Here is a 16,311-nt window from a genome sequence, read left to right as displayed (position 1 = left end):
ATGGCCATCGAATACCGCGAATGGCGGGACGGCGACGACCTGGCGCTCCTGGAAATCTGGGGCGACCCGGACACCGCCCAGGCCCGCCAGTTCCGCGGGGCCCTGGCCGTGTCCTCCAACGGGAGGGACGGCTCCCCGTGGCGCCGCTGCGTCGTGGCCGAGGACGTCATTGACGGCGTGGGCATTCCGGTGGCGGCCGGCGTCGTCTATGAGGCCTCCCTGCACCCGGAACGCCTCTGGTGCTACATCGAGGTGGCCCGCGACCACCGCCGCGCGGGCATCGGGGCGAGCCTCCTGACCATGCTGCGGCGCGAGGCCGAACACGCGCCGTCGGGGGTCACCAGGCTGCGCGCCAAGGTGGAGCCCGGCACCGCGGGGGCGGCCTTTGCCGAGGCGTTTGGGCTGGCACCCATCCAGCGTTCCCGCCTTGTGGTGGTGGAGCCGGGCGCCCTGCGGCTTCCGGTGTTCCCCGCCAAGGACGACGGCGGCGCGGCCAGCGGCGAGAACGCCGGCTCGGACGTGGTGATGGACCTTGCCACCGGCTCCGTGGAGCTGACCGACGTGGTGGGCCGGTACTACACCTCCATCCACGGGTGGGACTCGCCCGGCGTCCTGTCCCGGGGGCAGGTGCAGAAGCTGTTCCTGGACGAGCTCACCGGGGCCCACGGCGCCATCGTCCTGCGGGCGCAGCCGGAGTCCGCGTTCGGCTCAGGCGTGGCGCCGACCAAAAAGGGCCGCATCCGTGCCTTCGCGGTGAGCTACGCGGCCCCGGCAGACCCGGACGCCGCACCCCATGCTGACGCGGCTGCGGGCTCAGGTTCGGATACGCCCACCGACGTGTTCGTGGGGCACGAGCCTTCGCTGGACGCCAACGATGCCGCGGAGGCGGTCCGGGACATGCTTGCCCTGATCGCGTACCAGCACCCGGTCATGCTGGAACTGGACGACTCCATGGCCGCCCTGCGCGCCGCCGTCGAGCCCCTGCTGGAAAGCGGCAAGGCACGGTTGGCGGGGTCTGAAACCCTGGTGGTCTCGGACTAAGGAACTGCCTGCCTGCCCCCAGGCGGCCCCCGTTGGACGCCCACACAGGCCCTCAACGCTGCGTGCGGGTCACTTGGGGGAGCGGGCTGTCCGTTGCGGGGCCTGCCTTCGGCGGGGAGCCCGACGGCGGCCCGCGGCTGCGTCTGCCGCGTCCAGCAGCTGCCGCTCGGCGTCGGTCGGCGCGCCGCCGCCCAAATGCGCCGGCATCCACCACGCGCCGGATTCCGGTCGGAGGGGAAACCCGGCGATGCACTGGTCGATCCCTGACTGCAGTGTCCGGCGCAGTGCTTCCGTGGCCGCTTCAACGTCAACGTCAGGCGGATAGACCACCGGTTCGGCCACGTGCACCCGTACCGGCGCCCGCCAGCTGCGGCGCAGGGAAAAGCCGTGGCCGCGGGTCAACACCCGGTGGGCGCCCCAGACGGACACCGGAATCACCGGGACGCCGGCCTCCGCAGCCATCCGGACAGCCCCAGTGCGGCACTCGCGTACGGTAAAACTGCGGCTGACCCCCGCTTCCGGGAACACGGCAAGGTACTCGCCGTCGCGCAGCTTGGCCACCGCGGCGTCATAGGCGTCCGAACGGTCCGTATATCCCACCACCACGTGGCCGCTGGCGCTGATGGCGGGGCCGGCAAGCCAATGGTCTGCCGCGCCCTGGTGGACCAGGAACCGCAGCTGGGCACGGGCGTGCCGCCACAGGAGCAGCTCCAGCACGGCAAAATCCAGGTAGCCGAAATGCGTGACGGCGAACACCGCCCCCTTGCCGGGGGCCACCAGCCGCGAGGGCCCCCTGGTGGGTCCCTTTTCGGGCAGGTGTTCCAGGCCGGTTGCGTGGATGTCCAGCCGCAGCGCCCAGCGCAGGAACTGCCCGGTCCGGACGATCAGCCGGTAGAAGCGGTCGTTGGTTGGTGGACGCCAGGGCATGGGAAACTGCCTAGAGGGTGACCTGGGCGGATGAGTCCGGCAGCAGCCGGGTGAAGGCAGGCGACGGCCGGACTGCGGCGCCCGTGCTCTCGGCAAAGGACTTGATGACGAACCCGGTGGCGAGTGTCTGCCACACCCGGATCTTACGGAGCATGAAGTGCCCCACGCCTTTGAGGGCCACGTACTGCATGCTCGCGGCGTCGGCCGAGGCCCGGCGGGCGAAGGCAAGGGACTGGGAGGGGCTGGTCATGTGGTCGGTGGTGCCGTGGATGATCAGGACTTTCCTTCCGGCGACACTGGCTGCGGGAGTCTGCGGGCTCAGCCACGGGGCAAGCGCCACAACGGCCTCAACCTGGGCGTGGTCCGCTGCGCACACGGCTGTCAGGCCGCCCATGGAGTGGCCCAGCAGGAAGACCGGAACGTCGGGGTGGCGTTCGGAAATCTTCCCCAGCGCCCAGCGGGCATCCTGCAACGGCGACATGTCAGGCCCGTTCCAGCCGCGGACGCTGTTGCGCAGTGACCAGACGGCCAGCCCGTGTTTCCGGCCGGCGCGGTGCAGGTGCCTGGCGAAGGGGACCATCCTGGCCGGGCTCAGGTGCCGGGCCTCCACCGGATCGCGGCTGTGGGCCTTGCCGCCGTGCAGGACCAGGACCACGCCCTTGGTGTCGCCGGATGCTTCAAGGACGCTCAGTACAGGCTGGTGGCCGGGAACCACCGGCGCCTGCCCGGCCTGCACCCCGCCGGCGTCACCTTCGCCTTGAACTCCTGCCCCTTGAACGCCTGGCCCATGCGTACCACGGTTGCCCATGCCTGGTTCCTCCCCATCCCGATGGTCCATTTATAAACCCTAAGGCGGCCCACGTAGAGTTCAACCATGAGGTTGTACTTCTGATGGGCGCCGGTCACTCCCATGCTTCCTTGGATCATTCGGAGCCGACGCCCCAGGCGATGGCTGCCCGCAGCAAGGCGAACCGTATCCTTGCCGCGGTGCTCATTCCGCTGGCGCTGCTGACCCTGGCCGGGATGGCCGCATTGTGGCCGTCGGGCAGCAGGGAAGGTGTCTCGCTCGCCAACCCGTACTCCACAGCCCCCGGGGTGACCTTCGATACGGGCACCATCCAGAACGTGGTGACCGAAAACTGCATGCAGGGCACCAGCCAGCAGGGGACGGGTCAACAGGGCACCAGCCAACAGGGGACAGGTCAACAGGGCACGGGCCAACAGGGCACCACACAGCAGCCGCCGGGACAGGGCTCGGACTGCACCTTCGCCTTCACGGAGCCGGACAAGGGCGGCAGCCCGGTGAAGGTGGTCATCAACCCGGATGTGGCCTCCTCGCACGGGGTCAAGCCCGGGGACCAGATCCGGTACCTGAATCTCTCCAAGGTCCAGGGCGCCACGGGCTCGCAGGGCTCACCGGCCTACATCTTCGTGGACTTCGTCCGCACGCTGCCGATTGTCCTGCTCGCCGTGCTCTACGCCGCGGTGGTCATCGCGGTCGCCAGGTGGCGCGGCCTCCGGGCCCTGATCGGGCTGGTGGGCGCCTATTTCGTGCTGGCCAACTTCCTGCTTCCAGGCCTGGTGGAAGGCAAACCGCCGCTGCTGCTGGCCCTGGTGGGTTCCACCGTGATCATGATCGGGGTGCTGTATTTCGCGCACGGATTCTCCGCGCGCACATCCACCGCACTCCTGGGCACCATCTTCGGCCTGGCCATCACCGCGCTGCTGGCAGCCTGGGCCACCGACGCCGCCAACCTTGCCGGAGTGGGCAGCCACGACGCCGCCACTCTGGTGAACACCTCGGCCAACATCTCCATCTCGGGGGTGATCCTTTGCGGACTCATCATCTCCGGCCTGGGTGTCCTCAACGACGTCACCATCACCCAGTCCTCCGCGGTGTGGGAGCTCTACGAACTGGCACCGGCCAGCAGTGCGCGGAAGCTGTTCACCTCCGCCATGCGGATCGGCCGCGACCACATCGCCTCCACCGTGTACACCATCGCCTTCGCCTACGCCGGCGCCGCACTGCCCATCCTCATCATCGTCATGCTCTACGACCGGCCGCTGCTGGACACCCTCACCAGCGCCGAACTGTCCGAGGAAGTCATCCGGACCCTTGTGGGATCGATCGGGCTGGTCCTGGCCATCCCCGTCACCACCCTGATCGCCGTGCTCGTAGTCAAGGCAACCGGCATCAGGGCCGCGGACGCCGCTCCTGCGGTTGCCGGGTCACAGGACACTGAGGCGCAGGACATTGCAGCAGGAGACGGAAAGAACGACGGCGGGCACAGCCCCGCGGACGGCGTTGCGGACACCGGGGCGCTCGCCGCTGCCGCGCTCGAGCAGCGCAGCCGGCGCGCCGCCGTCGAACCCCCGCACGAACAAGTGAACGAACAAGTGCACGAACCCGCCACCCGGCGGGGCCGCCGGGCCGACCGCGGCTGAACAGCCTTACGACGGACGGCCTTTCAGCGGGCTGCTTTGCTGCCGCGTGCTGCTGGGCGTCGGCCAGCCTGGAAATCCGGTTGCCCAAAACCTGCGACGGGCCACTGGCACTGGCGGGAATGGCCGATTTGCCCGGCTTTGCAACAATGGACAGGTGACTGTTGCAGCAACTCCCCCCGCCCCCAAGCTGGAACTCCCGCCCCTGAAGCTGGGACCCATCACGGTTGACACCCCGGTGATCCTGGCCCCGATGGCCGGCATCACCAACTCCGCCTTCCGCAGGCTCTGCCGTGAGTACGGCGGCGGCATGTACGTGGCGGAGATGGTCACCTCCCGCGCGCTGGTGGAGCGGACACCCGAATCCCTCCGCATCATCTCGCATGACGAGGACGAAAAGGTCCGGTCCGTCCAGCTGTACGGCGTGGACCCCGTCACCGTCGGCGCCGCCGTCCGGATGCTGGTGGAGGAAGACAGGGCGGACCACATCGACCTCAACTTTGGCTGCCCCGTTCCCAAGGTGACCCGGCGCGGCGGCGGCTCCGCCCTGCCCTGGAAGACCGACCTTTTCACCTCGATCGTGCAGACCGCCGTCAGGGAAGCCTCCAAAGGCAACGTTCCACTGACCATCAAGATGCGCAAGGGCATCGACGATGACCACCTGACGTACCTCGACGCCGGCCGCATCGCCCGCGATTCCGGCGTTGCCGCCGTCGCCCTCCACGGGCGCACCGCCGCCCAGTTCTACTCAGGCAAGGCCGACTGGTCCGCCATCGCCCGGCTCCGTGAGGCCCTGCCCGACATCCCGGTGCTGGGCAACGGCGATATCTGGTCCGCGGAGGACGCCGTCCGGATGGTCCGCGAAACCGGCGTGGACGGCGTAGTCGTGGGCCGCGGCTGCCAGGGCCGGCCGTGGCTCTTCGGCGACCTGCAGGCCGCTTTCGAAGGCAGCGACGTCCGCCACCGGCCCAACCTGCGGCAGGTGGCAGAGGGCGTCTACCGCCATGCAGAACTGATGGTGGAAACCTTCGGCGATGAAGGGAAGGCGCTGCGCGAGATCCGCAAGCACATCGCCTGGTACTTCAAGGGCTACGTGGTGGGCGGGGAACTGCGCACCCGGCTGGCCCTGGTCACCAGCCTGGAGGTACTCCGGGACACCCTGGCCGAGCTGGACCTGGATTCGCCCTATCCGGGGGTGGACGCCGAGGGCCCGCGCGGCCGCGCCGGCTCACCCAAGAGGCCTGCCCTGCCCAAGGACTGGCTGGACTCCCGGGCCCTGAACGATGATCAGTCCCGGGATATTTCCGCCGCAGAACTGGATGTTTCCGGTGGCTGAAACACCGACGGCAGGAACCCCCACCGCCGCCCTGGCGCTCCCCGGGTACGACACGCACGATTCTGCCCGCTGGTTTGAGGAGCCGCCGAAGAGCACCTACCGGTCCGACTTTGAGCGGGACCGCGCCCGGGTGCTGCATTCCTCGGCCCTGCGCAGGCTGGGCGCCAAAACCCAGGTGGTGGCACCGGACACCGACGACTTTGTCCGCACCCGCCTCACGCACAGCCTGGAAGTGGCGCAGGTAGGCCGCGAACTGGGCCGTGCCCTGGGCTGCGATCCGGACGTGGTGGACACCGCCTGCCTCAGCCACGACCTGGGCCACCCGCCCTTCGGCCACAACGGCGAATCGGCGCTGAACGAGGTGGCCCATGCCATCGGCGGTTTCGAGGGCAACGCCCAGACCCTCCGCCTGCTCACCCGGCTCGAACCCAAGGTGCTCACTGCTGACGGCCGGCCTGCCGGACTGAACCTCACCCGCGCCAGCCTTGACGCGGCGTCGAAATACCCGTGGTCCGCGCTGGAAGCGCCGGTGATCCACGGCCAGCGCACCAGCAAGTTCGGCGCGTACGAGGACGACCTGCCCATCTTCAACTGGATCCGCGAGGGCGCCCCGGAACGCCGGACCTGCCTGGAAGCCCAGGTGATGGACCTGGCCGACGACATCTCCTACTCGGTGCACGACGTGGAGGACGCGATCGTTGCCGGCCACTTCCAGCTGCGCTGGATGGACAACCCGGACCACCGCGCCCGGGTGGTGGGGTACGCCAAGCAGTGGTATCTCCCGCACAACGACCCCGCCGCCATCGACGCCGCCCTGGGACGGCTCGAAGCCACCGACGTCTGGGTCCGCGAGGCGGATGGAAGCCGCAAGTCCATGGCTGCCCTGAAGAACATGACCAGCCAGCTGATCGGCAGGTTCTGCCAGAGCGCCCTGGAAACCACCCGGGCCGTTTACGGGCCGGAGAACCTCACGCGCTACAACGCCGAACTCATGGTCCCGGACGAGACCGTCATGGAAATCGCGGTGATGAAGGGCCTTGCCACCACCTTCGTGATGACCACCGAACACCGGCAGCCCATCTATGAGCGCCAGCGCGAGGTGCTGCACGCCCTGGTGACAGCCCTCAGCGCCACGGGGGACCGGCATCTGGAGCCGATGTTCGCGGCGGACTGGCGGGCGGCGGACGACGACGGCGCCCGCCTTCGCGTGATCATCGACCAGGTGGCGTCCCTCACCGACGGGTCCGCCCTGGCCATGTACGAGCGTTTGGTGGGGAGCCTGCCCTCGCTCTGGTGAACCGCCCGTGAAGACCGCCCCTGGACATCGGCCGGATCAACAGCTTCCTTAAAGGATCTACACAGGAATGAAGCGCACCATGGGAGGAAAGACGGGCCGCTAGGATCGGGAGCAGGTCATGAGTACTCGCAGCAGGGGCAAGCGCCTCGCCACCGGGATTACCGCGGCCGTGGGCGTTGGCAGTTTCGCCGCTGCCGGCGTGGCGGCGGCTGCCGTCTATGCTGCAACGCCGTCCGTGATAGCCAGGACCACCCACACCCAGGACAGCAGCACCCAGGACAAGACCACCCAGGACAAGAGCACGCAGGACAAGAGCACCCAGGGGAGCACGCCCAAATCCGGTTCTTCCCGCTCTGACGGCGACGACTACGGAACCCGCAAAGACAACAGCACGCGCCGCTCCAAGAGCTATGGCAATAACGGCAGCACCAGTCCGGTCCAGCCCGGGAACGGCGCCACCGTCCATGGCAGGTCCTCGGGGTCCTGACGTGGACAGCGTAGATGTTTCCGGTACCGGGGTTGCTGGTTCCACCACCACCGGCGGCGCAGCAGCCTCCGTCGACACCATAACTCCGGAAGCCACTGCAACTCCGGAAGCCACAGCAACTCCGGAAAGCACAGCGCAATCCAGCTGGACAGTCTGGCAGTTGGACGCATCCGTGACCGTTACCGATCCCGGCAGGCTTGCCGCGGCGGAAGCCATTGTCCGCGGCGTGGTGGCCGCCGTCGACCTCGCCTGCAGCCGTTTCCGCGGCGATTCTGAACTGGTGCGGCTCCAGCCGCGAATGGCGTCGGGCGTCAGCGTAAGCCCACTGTTCCGGCTGCTCCTGGAACGCGCCCTGGACGTGGCGGAGATGACCGGCGGCGATGTGGATCCCACGCTCGGGGCAGACCTGGCAGCCCTGGGCCACGGCCCGGAGATGCAGGGCTGGCCCGGGCTGCACAGCGTGCCGGTGCCGGCGCTGCCCGCGCCGTCGCCGCACGTCCCGTTGCCGCCCGACCCTGCTCCCAGGCTCCCGGGATGGTCCCGGGTAACACTCGATTCGGCCAAGCTGACCGTACCGGCTGACCTGCGCCTCGACCTGGGCGCGTCAGCCAAGGCTGTCGCCGCGGATCTTGCCGCCGCCGAGGTGCACCGGAAGCTGGGCTGCGGGGTCCTCGTGGGCCTGGGCGGCGACCTTGCGTCCGCAGGGCCGGGACCCACGGTGGAAGGGAAGCCGGGCCAGTGGCAGATCCTGGTTCAGGACCTTCCCGCAGACCCAGCCCAACAAATCTCTTTGGCGCCGGGATATGCCCTGGCTACGTCCAGTACCCAAAAGCGCCGCTGGACGCACGAAGGGACGACCGTCCACCACATCCTTGACCCCCGCTTTGGCCTCCCGGCCGAAACAGTTTGGCGTTCGGTGACCGTGGCGGCCCTTACCTGCCTGCAAGCCAACGCGTTCAGTACTGCTGCCATAGTCCGCGGCTTCGCGGCCCTGGAATGGTTCCGGGCCGAAGGGATCCCGGCCCGGCTCGTGGACAGCAGAGGCAGGGTGACAACCACCGGTGGCTGGCCGGCCGGTGGCTGCCGCCCTGCCGCAAACGCTGCAGGCACCAGCGCTGGAAGCTTCACGGCCGGTGGGGGTGTCCGCCATGGATGAAGCGATGTGGGCCTTTGGCCGCGTCAGTGGGTTTGTGTCCCTTGCCCTGTTCACCGGATCCGTACTGCTGGGGATCCTGAACCGGTCCGGCCGGCCGTTCATGGTGCTGCCCCGGTTTTCCATCAGCCTCCTGCACCGGAACATCTCCCTGCTCGCCACGGTCTTCCTGGGGCTGCACGTGGGCTCCCTGCTTCTTGACTCCTACGCAAAATTGAACCCGGTGGACATCGTGGTGCCGTTCCTTGGTTCTTTCCAGCCGTTCTGGCAGGGGCTGGGGACGGTGGCCCTGGACCTTGTCCTGGCTGTGGTGGTGACGGGGCTGCTGCGCCACCGGATCGGGCTGCGCAGCTTCAAGGCCGTCCACTGGCTCAGCTACGGCGTGTGGCCGGTGGCAATGGCGCACGCCCTCGGCAACGGCACCGACGCCTCAAGCGGCTGGTTCCTCCTGCTGGCTGTGGCGTCCGCGGTGGCTGTTGCCGCGGCCCTGCTGTGGCGGCTGAGCCCGTCCTTCCTCGAGACCTCGCATGCCAGGCAAGGAAACCTCCCGTGAGCCGTGACATGCACCCCCAGGTGGCCTCCGGGATCCAGCCGACGGTGTCCCGGAAGGGCCACGATGACCCCCACAACAGCGGTCACCGGCCGGCATCCCGGGACAGCAGCCACCAGGAGCCGCGCCTCCTGGCCGCAGGCCCCGACGCAGGGTGGGCCCAGCACCTGGAAACCTTCGGGCCCTGGGAGCCGCAGCCTGCCGCGGGCGGCCTGCTGAAGGCGCTGGCGGTGGCCGGACTGACTGGCCGGGGTGGGGCCGCCTTCGAAACCTGGCGCAAGGCCACGGCGGCCGCCGGCCAGGGCAGGAAGGGTTTGTTTTCCGCCAAACCTGTGGTGATCGCCAACGGCGCCGAAGGCGAACCGCTCAGCTTCAAGGATCGGACGCTCCTGGCCCATGCGCCCCATCTCGTCATCGACGGACTGTTGGTCCTGGCCGCTGCCCTGGGCGGCGCCGGCATGTACGTCTACGCGCCGGCGGCCAGCCTGCCCCGCATGCGGCAGGCGCTCAAAGAGCGCCCGGGGGCCGCGAACATCCGCCTGGTGGAGTCGCCCGAAACGTTCATCTCCGGGGAGTCGAGCGCGGTGGTCAACATGATTGCCAACGGTGCCGCCATGCCCACGGACCAGCGCGGGCGCCTCAGCGAGTCGGGACTCAACGGCCGCCCCACCCTGGTGGCCAATGTCGAAACCCTGGCCCAGGTTGCCCTGATCGCACGCTACGGGGCGCAGTGGTTCCGCCAGGCCGGCACCGCAACGGATCCCGGCACCCGGCTGGTGTCCGTGTCCGGCCCCGCCCCGGTCCGGGATGTGGTGCTGGAGGTGCCCGGCGGCGTGCAACTTTCCGCGGTCCTGAAGGAAGCGGGGATGGATCCTGCCTCCTTGTCCGCCGTCCTGGTGGGCGGCTACCACGGCCGGTGGGTACGTCCCGGGGCACACGCCATCTCGCCCGCGGGACCGCCGGACCGGACCGCCCGGCCGGGTGCAGGAGTGATCCATGCCCTGGACCTGCAGGACTGCGGCATCCAGGCGACGGCCCGGATTGTCAGCTACCTGGCCAACCAGTCCGCCCGGCAATGCGGGCCATGCATGTTCGGCCTGCCGGCCATGGCATCCGTCCTGAACAGGATTGGCGGAGGGGAACGCAATCCCCGCTTGGCCTCCGAGCTGGACCGCCTGGGGCGGCTGGTTTCCGGCCGCGGCGCATGCCGGCATCCGGAGGGAACCACCGGACTGGTCAGCAGCGCCCTTGAGGTGTTTGCCCCGGACTTCCGGGCCCACCTTTCCGGATACTGCACGGGTCCGGGAGGCGCAGCGGCATGACGACGTACCTGCACATCGACTGGACCAGCTGTGACGGCCGGGGCCTGTGCACCGAACTTCTTCCCGGCGTGCTGGACCGGGACGACTGGGGGTATCCCGTGGCCCGCGGCAAGGCGGGCCGCGAACGCACGGACGTGCCCCTGCGGGAAGCCGACCGGGAAGCCTCCCAGGAGGCCGTCTTCCTCTGCCCCAAACTGGCACTGAGCCTGCACGGGCGGACGCCGCAGCAACCGGACCAGAGGGTGCCTGGCCGGTAGGGGCCAGGCCTGACACTAAGATTGCTGTGTGGCTGGGCTGATCAAACGTGAAGATATCGACGAAGTACGCCAGCGCACGGACATCAAGGAAGTGGTGGACGGCTACGTCACGCTCAAGGGTGCCGGGCTGGGAACCTTCAAGGGTCTGTGCCCCTTCCACGACGAGCGCTCGCCGTCCTTCACCGTCCGTCCCCAGGTAGGCCGCTACCACTGCTTCGGCTGCGGCGAGGACGGTGACGTCATTGCCTTCGTGCAAAAGCAGGACCACAGTTCCTTCCAGGAAGCCGTGGAAAAGCTTGCCGCCCGGATCGGCTACGAGCTCCGCTACGAGGACGGCGGGACCGGGCCCAACCGCGAGGAGGTGGGCCGCCGCCAGCGGCTCCTGGACGCGCACAAGATCGCGGACGAGTTCTTCCGCGCCCAGCTGCTCACCCCCGGCGCCGCCGAGGCCAGGAATTTCCTGTTTGGCCGGGGCTTTGACAGGGCAGCGGCGGAACACTTTGGCTGCGGGTACGCCCCGCAAGGGTGGGATGCCCTCCTGAAGCATCTCCGCGGCCGCGGTTTCACCGATGCCGAGCTCAAGCTCACCGGGATGTTCAGCGAGGGCAACCGGGGAATTTACGACCGTTTCCGTGGCCGCCTCATCTGGCCCATCAAGGACATGGCCGGCGACACCATCGGCTTCGGCGCGCGCAAGCTCTACGAGGACGATCAGGGCCCCAAGTACCTGAACACCCCGGAAACCACCCTCTACAAGAAGTCACAGGTCCTGTACGGCATCGACCTCGCCAAGCGCAGCATCGCCAAGGACCGCCAGCTGGTGGTGGTGGAGGGCTACACCGACGTGATGGCCTGCCACCTGGCGGGAATTACGACGGCGGTGGCCACGTGTGGCACCGCGTTCGGCACCGAGCACATCAAGATAGCCCGCCGGCTGTTGTCAGACGACGGCACCGGGGGAGAGGTGGTGTTCACCTTCGACGGCGACGCCGCCGGCCAGAAGGCGGCCCTCCGGGCCTTCGAGGAGGACCAGCGGTTCACCGCGCAGACCTACGTGGCCGTGGAACCCACGGGTGCCGACCCCTGCGACCTCCGGCTCAGCCGGGGCGATGAAGCCGTGCACGCCTTGATCCAGTCCCGGCGGCCGCTGTTCGAGTTCGCCATCCGCACCACGCTGAAGCAGTTCAACCTGGACACCGTCGAGGGCCGGGTGCAGGGCCTGAAGGCATCCGTGCCCGTGGTGGCGGCCATCCGCGACGCCTCCACCCGCACCGGCTACTGCCAGGCGCTGACCGGCTGGCTGGGCATGCCGGACCCCAACGAGGTCCTGCGCCTGGTCAATGCGGCCGTAAAGCGCGGAGACACGGGGCGCCCCGCCGCACCCGGCCAACAGCAGGGGGGAGGGGCTGCCCACCCGGCCACTGCCAACTCCGCCACCGCCCAGGCCGGCGGGCCCGGCGTGGCTGCCGGGCCGTCGTCGGGCGCTGTGCCCTCCTACCACCGCCCCGACCCGCGGGACCCCGTGGCGTCCATGGAACGGCAGGCGCTGGAAGTGGCGCTGCAGCAGCCGTCGCTGCTGGCCGGTGGGGTTTGGGAGCGGTTCGCCGCCGCCAGGTTTGCCACCCCCGCCTTCCAGGCCGTCCATGACGCCATGCGCGCCACCGGCCCCGGGCTTGTGGGCGATCCCGTGCGCTGGGTGGAGCACGTCATGCACGAGGTTCCCGAGCCCCTCCGCCCGCTCGTCTCGGAGCTTGCCGTGGTGCCGCTGCCTGCCCACACGGAGGAAGCCGTGCTGAAGTACTGCCGCGACATCCTGTCCCGGCTTTTCGAACTCCAGATCACCCGCGTCAAGGCGGACAAGATGGGCCAGCTGCAGCGCCTGGACGCCGCAACGGATCCGGAAACCTACCAGCGGCTCAACCGTGAACTGATGATGCTGGAGATGGAACGCAGGGCACTGCGCGCGGAGACGTAGGCGGGAGCCTGGAGCGGGCGGGCGTGGCAGAGGTCACCGGCCGCCCGATTTCGTTTCCGCCGCAGGTGTTTGCTAGGCTAATACCCGCTTCATTCCTCCTTAGCTCAATTGGCAGAGCATTCGACTGTTAATCGAAGGGTTGCTGGTTCAAGTCCAGCAGGAGGAGCTTCCAATCCCCGTTCCGGCCTCCGGAACGGGGATTTTTTGTCTCCCATATGGGGCGTGTGGGCCCGTGAAACCGCCGATTTCCCTTGGGCCGGAATCCTTTGCTAATGTCGTACCTGCTTCATTCCTCCTTAGCTCAATTGGCAGAGCATTCGACTGTTAATCGAAGGGTTGCTGGTTCAAGTCCAGCAGGAGGAGCGCTACGAAAAATCCCCGTTCCTCCACTCGGAGGAACGGGGATTTTTTCTTTCCGCGGGGCGGGAAGCCGGGCTAGACGAAGTCCATTTCCACTTGCAGGAATCTTTCGGCCTCGGCAATTGCTGCCTCGAAGGCCTCCTTCTCGGTAGGTGACTTCCGGGGCTCGCGGGGGTTCCATTCGTGCGGAGCGGAGTGGATCCTGACAAAACCGGCGTCCGGCGGGGCGTAGAAGATGCCGAACCGCTGCACGGGCCATTCCGGCGAGGTCTCCGGCGCCACCAGCAGGGCTGCATTGAAGGCGGGGTTGAACCATTGGGCGATGGGCCGGCGCCGGTCTTCGGTGAACAGCCCGGCCGCGTACAGTGCCGCCGACTGCTGGCCCGCCTGCGCGCACAGCCGCTCCCACCACAGTGGCAGGATTCGGGCGTCGCACCGTTGCCATGTGGCCGGAAGTGGCGGTTGGTTCTGCCAGCTGGACACGGGATTATTTTATCCCTGCAGGCAGCCGCAGGGGCAGGGAAAGCCGCCCCGGTGCGGCATGTCGGTCAGCGGCGGTTCCTGCGCCCGCGCTTCTCTGGTCCGTCCTTCCCCGGTCCACCCTTCCCCGGTCCAGGGTTCACGCGGTAGAGGAGAGCGGCGCCTGCCAGCATCCCCAGGACGATGCCGGTGGCAGGGTTGCCAAGGGCGCGGCCGGCGAAATAGCCCACGACGGCGCCAAGCACCGCCCCGAGGAAAAGTCCCCTGCCGTTGCGGTGCGGTTTGCTGCTCATGGGCTGCCTTTCACAGGACGGCTGGAACGTGGAGTGGATTGACGGGGCTCAGTGGATCGAAGGGGCTCAGTGGATTGAAGGTACTCAGTGGATTGAAGGTACGGTACGCGGCCGGACCACCAGCCAAAGGGCGGCGATGGCCAGCAGGATGCAGGAGGCCTGCACCGCACCCATCGGCGCGGCGCTGGTGATGCCCAGCCAGCCCACCACGGGCGAAATCAGTCCTGCCATGAGGAACGTGGCCGCACCCAGCAGCGATGCCGCAGTCCCGGCCTGGGCCGCATGGCCCGCCAGCGCCAGCACCTGCACGCAGGGGAACATGAAGCCCGTGCCCAGGATGTAGAACCACAGCGGGACCATCACGCTCCACAGCCCAAGGCCCGCCCGGTCGAACACCACGATCAGCAGGCCCATCAGGAACATCCAGGCGGTGGCCCCTGCCAGGATCCATTGCGGCGGGACGATCCTGATCAGCCGGGCACTGGTCTGCACGCCGGCCACGATGCCCAGGGAATTGATGCCGAACAGCAGCCCGTACTGCTGGGCAGAGAATCCGAACACTTCCTGGAACAGGAAGGGGGAGGCGGAGAGGTAGGTGAAGAGGCCGCCGAAGTTGAAGCCGGCCACCATCAGCAGCCCCACGAAGATCCGGTCGCTGAAGAGTGCCTTGTAGCGCTGCCGGGCCGTCATGCCGCTCTGGCCCCGCTTCTCCGGCGGAAGGGTCTCGCGCACCAGGAGGAGGGCGGCCACGATCACCAACGTCCCGTATACCGCCAGGAACACAAAGATGCCGGGCCACGGCATCACCAGGAGCAGCTGTGAGCCGATGACGGGGGCCAGGATGGGTGCCAGCCCGTTGACCAGGGACATCCGGGAGAACATCCGCACCATGGCATAGCCGGAGAACAGGTCACGCACCATGGCCATGGCCACCACGCCGCCCCCGGCCGCGCCGACCCCCATGAGCACACGGAAGACTCCCAAGGTGGCGATGTCCGTGGACAGGGCAGCACCCAGGGAGGCCGCAATGTGCACTGCCGTGGCCAGGATCAGCGGGGTCCGCCGGCCGAACCTGTCACTGAAGGGACCCACCACCAGCTGACCAAACGCAAACCCGACCGTTGTCCCGGCCAGGGTGAGCTGGACCTGCGCCTCGGTCACCCCCAGGCTTGCCTCCAGCGCGGGAAAGGCCGGCAGGTACAGGTCGATGGTGAACGGGCCGAGGGCCGTGAGGGCGCCCAGGAGGAGGATGTACAGGAGCTTGCGGCGGCGGCTCAGCAGGTCGCCCGGATTGGGGGGATTGGTCACGGAGAACAATCCTAGGCCCGGCCACGGCAGTTTTTGCAGCGTTGTAGGCCGCGCCGCCCGGCAAGCCCCCAAGTTCGCCCTGAACCTGAATGGTAGTTTGGGTGGCGTGGACTGTGCGGCTGCACATTTCCGCAGTAGACGGAAGCAGTATGTGACCCATGAGACCAGTAAGGCGGAACCGATGAGCGGACGTCACAGCGGGCGTACCAGCCCCGGATTGCGTATCACTGCGCTGCCCGGGACGGCAAGACTCCTATTCCGGTTGGCGCCCCGCCAGCTCAATGACGAGATCGCATTCGCCAAGATCGAACTCAAGCGCAAGGGAATCCAGGTCGGCGTGGCTGCGGCCTTCTTCGCCGTGGCGCTCCTGTTCCTTGCCTTCCTGGTGGTGGGCCTGATTGTCGCAGCCATCATGGGACTGGCCACCATCATGCCCGCCTGGTTGGCAGCCCTCCTGGTGTCCGCCGCTTTCCTGCTGGTGGCCCTCATTGGCGGGCTGGTTGGCCTCGCGAGGTTCAAGAAGGCCATGCCGCTGATGCCGGAGGAAACCATCCGCGGCATCAGGCACGATATCGGCGTGGCCCGCGAAGGGTCCGCCTTCAACCCGGCTGTGCTGGATCCTGAAAGCCCGGAGGGCAAGGCTGCGAAGGCCGCCAAGGCTGAAGCAGCTGCCAAGGCCAAGGCCGAGAAGGCGGCAAAGGCCGCCGAGCACGACAAGGAATTCCCGCACGCATCCGAGCCCGAGCTTGTCCGCCGGCTCAGCCAGCGGCGCCACCACATCACCGAGGTGCGTGACGAACTTGGCGTGGAGCTGGACCTTAAGACGCAGGCCCGCTACGTGCTGGCCGCCGCCCAGGTCAAAGCCCGCGAGAGCCAGGTGCTGGCGCAGCGCGGTGTGGAGGCCGCGGGGCAGAGGTTCGCGGCGTTGTCCGGATCCGCGGACCTGTCCACGCGGTGGAAGCCCCTGGCAGCTTTCGTGGCAGCCGGAACCGTCCTGGTGGTCCTCCTCCGAAAGCTGCTCCGCTCTAACTAGGCCGTTTCCGCTCAACAACTCATGACCGAAAGACCGCCACGCGGCGCAGG

17 protein-coding genes and 2 tRNA genes are annotated in these 16,311 nt (G+C 68.3%); 13 read left to right on the top strand and 6 right to left on the bottom strand.

What is annotated here, in order from left to right:
* Window positions 1-1,041, top strand: a complete 1,041-nt coding sequence (locus ACV095_RS13885; RefSeq protein ID WP_478222092.1) for a GNAT family N-acetyltransferase — start codon at window positions 1-3, stop codon at window positions 1,039-1,041.
* 69 nt (window positions 1,042-1,110) lie between these two features.
* Here the strand turns inward: ACV095_RS13885 and ACV095_RS13880 are convergent, their stop codons facing one another.
* The 3 genes from ACV095_RS13880 to ACV095_RS13870 are packed head-to-tail and all read right to left on the bottom strand — an operon-like array spanning window position 1,111 to window position 2,874.
* Complete coding sequence (locus ACV095_RS13880; protein ID WP_018771630.1) at window positions 1,111-1,968, bottom strand: lysophospholipid acyltransferase family protein; 858 nt, start codon at window positions 1,966-1,968, stop codon at window positions 1,111-1,113.
* 10 nt (window positions 1,969-1,978) lie between these two features.
* The gene (locus ACV095_RS13875; RefSeq protein WP_018771631.1) at window positions 1,979-2,704 is read right to left on the bottom strand and encodes an alpha/beta hydrolase; all 726 of its coding nucleotides are present in this window, start codon (window positions 2,702-2,704) and stop codon (window positions 1,979-1,981) included.
* Window positions 2,656-2,874: a hypothetical protein gene (locus ACV095_RS13870; protein ID WP_478222091.1), complete on the bottom strand. Its 219-nt coding sequence runs from the start codon at window positions 2,872-2,874 to the stop codon at window positions 2,656-2,658. Before ACV095_RS13870 ends, ACV095_RS13875 begins: the two co-directional genes overlap by 49 nt.
* Between ACV095_RS13870 and ACV095_RS13865 the strand changes: the two genes are divergently transcribed.
* The 11 genes from ACV095_RS13865 to ACV095_RS13815 all read left to right on the top strand — a co-directional run bounded on the left by ACV095_RS13865 (window position 2,860) and on the right by ACV095_RS13815 (window position 13,150).
* Window positions 2,860-4,413, top strand: coding sequence for a YibE/F family protein (locus tag ACV095_RS13865; protein ID WP_235509763.1), 1,554 nt, complete (start codon window positions 2,860-2,862; stop codon window positions 4,411-4,413). The two genes, ACV095_RS13870 and ACV095_RS13865, sit on opposite strands and share 15 nt — an antisense overlap.
* A 154-nt stretch (window positions 4,414-4,567) precedes the next feature.
* Complete coding sequence (gene dusB, locus ACV095_RS13860) at window positions 4,568-5,746, top strand: tRNA dihydrouridine synthase DusB (protein ID WP_018771634.1); 1,179 nt, start codon at window positions 4,568-4,570, stop codon at window positions 5,744-5,746.
* Window positions 5,730-7,043 carry a deoxyguanosinetriphosphate triphosphohydrolase gene (locus ACV095_RS13855; RefSeq protein WP_051081449.1) on the top strand — a complete coding sequence of 438 codons (1,314 nt, stop codon included), beginning with the start codon at window positions 5,730-5,732 and terminating at the stop codon, window positions 7,041-7,043. The genes dusB and ACV095_RS13855 overlap by 17 nt, the downstream gene beginning before the upstream one ends.
* A 118-nt stretch (window positions 7,044-7,161) precedes the next feature.
* Window positions 7,162-7,530, top strand: a complete 369-nt coding sequence (locus ACV095_RS13850) for a hypothetical protein (RefSeq protein ID WP_478222090.1) — start codon at window positions 7,162-7,164, stop codon at window positions 7,528-7,530.
* A 1-nt stretch (window position 7,531) separates the two neighbouring features.
* Complete coding sequence (locus ACV095_RS13845; RefSeq protein ID WP_478222089.1) at window positions 7,532-8,686, top strand: FAD:protein FMN transferase; 1,155 nt, start codon at window positions 7,532-7,534, stop codon at window positions 8,684-8,686.
* The gene (locus tag ACV095_RS13840; protein WP_223994590.1) at window positions 8,679-9,236 is read left to right on the top strand and encodes a ferric reductase-like transmembrane domain-containing protein; all 558 of its coding nucleotides are present in this window, start codon (window positions 8,679-8,681) and stop codon (window positions 9,234-9,236) included. The genes ACV095_RS13845 and ACV095_RS13840 overlap by 8 nt, the downstream gene beginning before the upstream one ends.
* Window positions 9,233-10,555 carry an NADH-ubiquinone oxidoreductase-F iron-sulfur binding region domain-containing protein gene (locus tag ACV095_RS13835; protein ID WP_478222088.1) on the top strand — a complete coding sequence of 441 codons (1,323 nt, stop codon included), beginning with the start codon at window positions 9,233-9,235 and terminating at the stop codon, window positions 10,553-10,555. The genes ACV095_RS13840 and ACV095_RS13835 overlap by 4 nt, the downstream gene beginning before the upstream one ends.
* Entirely contained in the window at window positions 10,552-10,812 is a 261-nt protein-coding gene (locus ACV095_RS13830; RefSeq protein WP_478222087.1) for a ferredoxin, read from the top strand. Before ACV095_RS13835 ends, ACV095_RS13830 begins: the two co-directional genes overlap by 4 nt.
* A 28-nt stretch (window positions 10,813-10,840) precedes the next feature.
* Window positions 10,841-12,787, top strand: a complete 1,947-nt coding sequence (dnaG, locus tag ACV095_RS13825) for a DNA primase (protein WP_056389994.1) — start codon at window positions 10,841-10,843, stop codon at window positions 12,785-12,787.
* A gap of 93 nt (window positions 12,788-12,880) precedes the next feature.
* A tRNA-Asn gene (locus tag ACV095_RS13820) sits at window positions 12,881-12,953 on the top strand.
* Between the two features lie 124 nt (window positions 12,954-13,077).
* Window positions 13,078-13,150, top strand: a tRNA-Asn gene (locus ACV095_RS13815).
* A 72-nt stretch (window positions 13,151-13,222) separates the two neighbouring features.
* Here ACV095_RS13815 and ACV095_RS13810 read toward each other — a convergent pair.
* The 3 genes from ACV095_RS13810 to ACV095_RS13800 all read right to left on the bottom strand — a co-directional run bounded on the left by ACV095_RS13810 (window position 13,223) and on the right by ACV095_RS13800 (window position 15,228).
* Window positions 13,223-13,630, bottom strand: a complete 408-nt coding sequence (locus ACV095_RS13810; protein WP_018771642.1) for a hypothetical protein — start codon at window positions 13,628-13,630, stop codon at window positions 13,223-13,225.
* Between the two features lie 65 nt (window positions 13,631-13,695).
* Window positions 13,696-13,920: a hypothetical protein gene (locus ACV095_RS13805; protein WP_478222086.1), complete on the bottom strand. Its 225-nt coding sequence runs from the start codon at window positions 13,918-13,920 to the stop codon at window positions 13,696-13,698.
* Between the two features lie 84 nt (window positions 13,921-14,004).
* Complete coding sequence (locus tag ACV095_RS13800) at window positions 14,005-15,228, bottom strand: multidrug effflux MFS transporter (RefSeq protein ID WP_478222085.1); 1,224 nt, start codon at window positions 15,226-15,228, stop codon at window positions 14,005-14,007.
* Between the two features lie 181 nt (window positions 15,229-15,409).
* Here ACV095_RS13800 and ACV095_RS13795 point away from each other — a divergent pair, with 181 nt between their 5' ends.
* Window positions 15,410-16,261 carry a phage holin family protein gene (locus ACV095_RS13795; RefSeq protein WP_026266129.1) on the top strand — a complete coding sequence of 284 codons (852 nt, stop codon included), beginning with the start codon at window positions 15,410-15,412 and terminating at the stop codon, window positions 16,259-16,261.
* Window positions 16,262-16,311 lie beyond the last annotated feature (50 nt).

The organism is Arthrobacter sp. JDC6 (genome assembly GCF_056484025.1).
This window is presented reverse-complemented; position numbering and strand designations above follow the sequence as displayed.

Bases quoted from the DNA above. Each gene is read 5' to 3' on its own strand.
- ACV095_RS13865 (WP_235509763.1), top strand. From the start codon at position 2,860: ATGGGCGCCGGTCACTCCCATGCTTCCTTGGATCATTCGGAGCCGACG.
- ACV095_RS13880 (WP_018771630.1), bottom strand. From the start codon at position 1,968: ATGCCCTGGCGTCCACCAACCAACGACCGCTTCTACCGGCTGATCGTC.
- ACV095_RS13855 (WP_051081449.1), top strand. From the start codon at position 5,730: ATGTTTCCGGTGGCTGAAACACCGACGGCAGGAACCCCCACCGCCGCC.
- ACV095_RS13850 (WP_478222090.1), top strand. From the start codon at position 7,162: ATGAGTACTCGCAGCAGGGGCAAGCGCCTCGCCACCGGGATTACCGCG.
- ACV095_RS13795 (WP_026266129.1), top strand. From the start codon at position 15,410: ATGAGCGGACGTCACAGCGGGCGTACCAGCCCCGGATTGCGTATCACT.
- ACV095_RS13885 (WP_478222092.1), top strand. From the start codon at position 1: ATGGCCATCGAATACCGCGAATGGCGGGACGGCGACGACCTGGCGCTC.
- ACV095_RS13805 (WP_478222086.1), bottom strand. From the start codon at position 13,920: ATGAGCAGCAAACCGCACCGCAACGGCAGGGGACTTTTCCTCGGGGCG.
- ACV095_RS13840 (WP_223994590.1), top strand. From the start codon at position 8,679: ATGGATGAAGCGATGTGGGCCTTTGGCCGCGTCAGTGGGTTTGTGTCC.
- ACV095_RS13830 (WP_478222087.1), top strand. From the start codon at position 10,552: ATGACGACGTACCTGCACATCGACTGGACCAGCTGTGACGGCCGGGGC.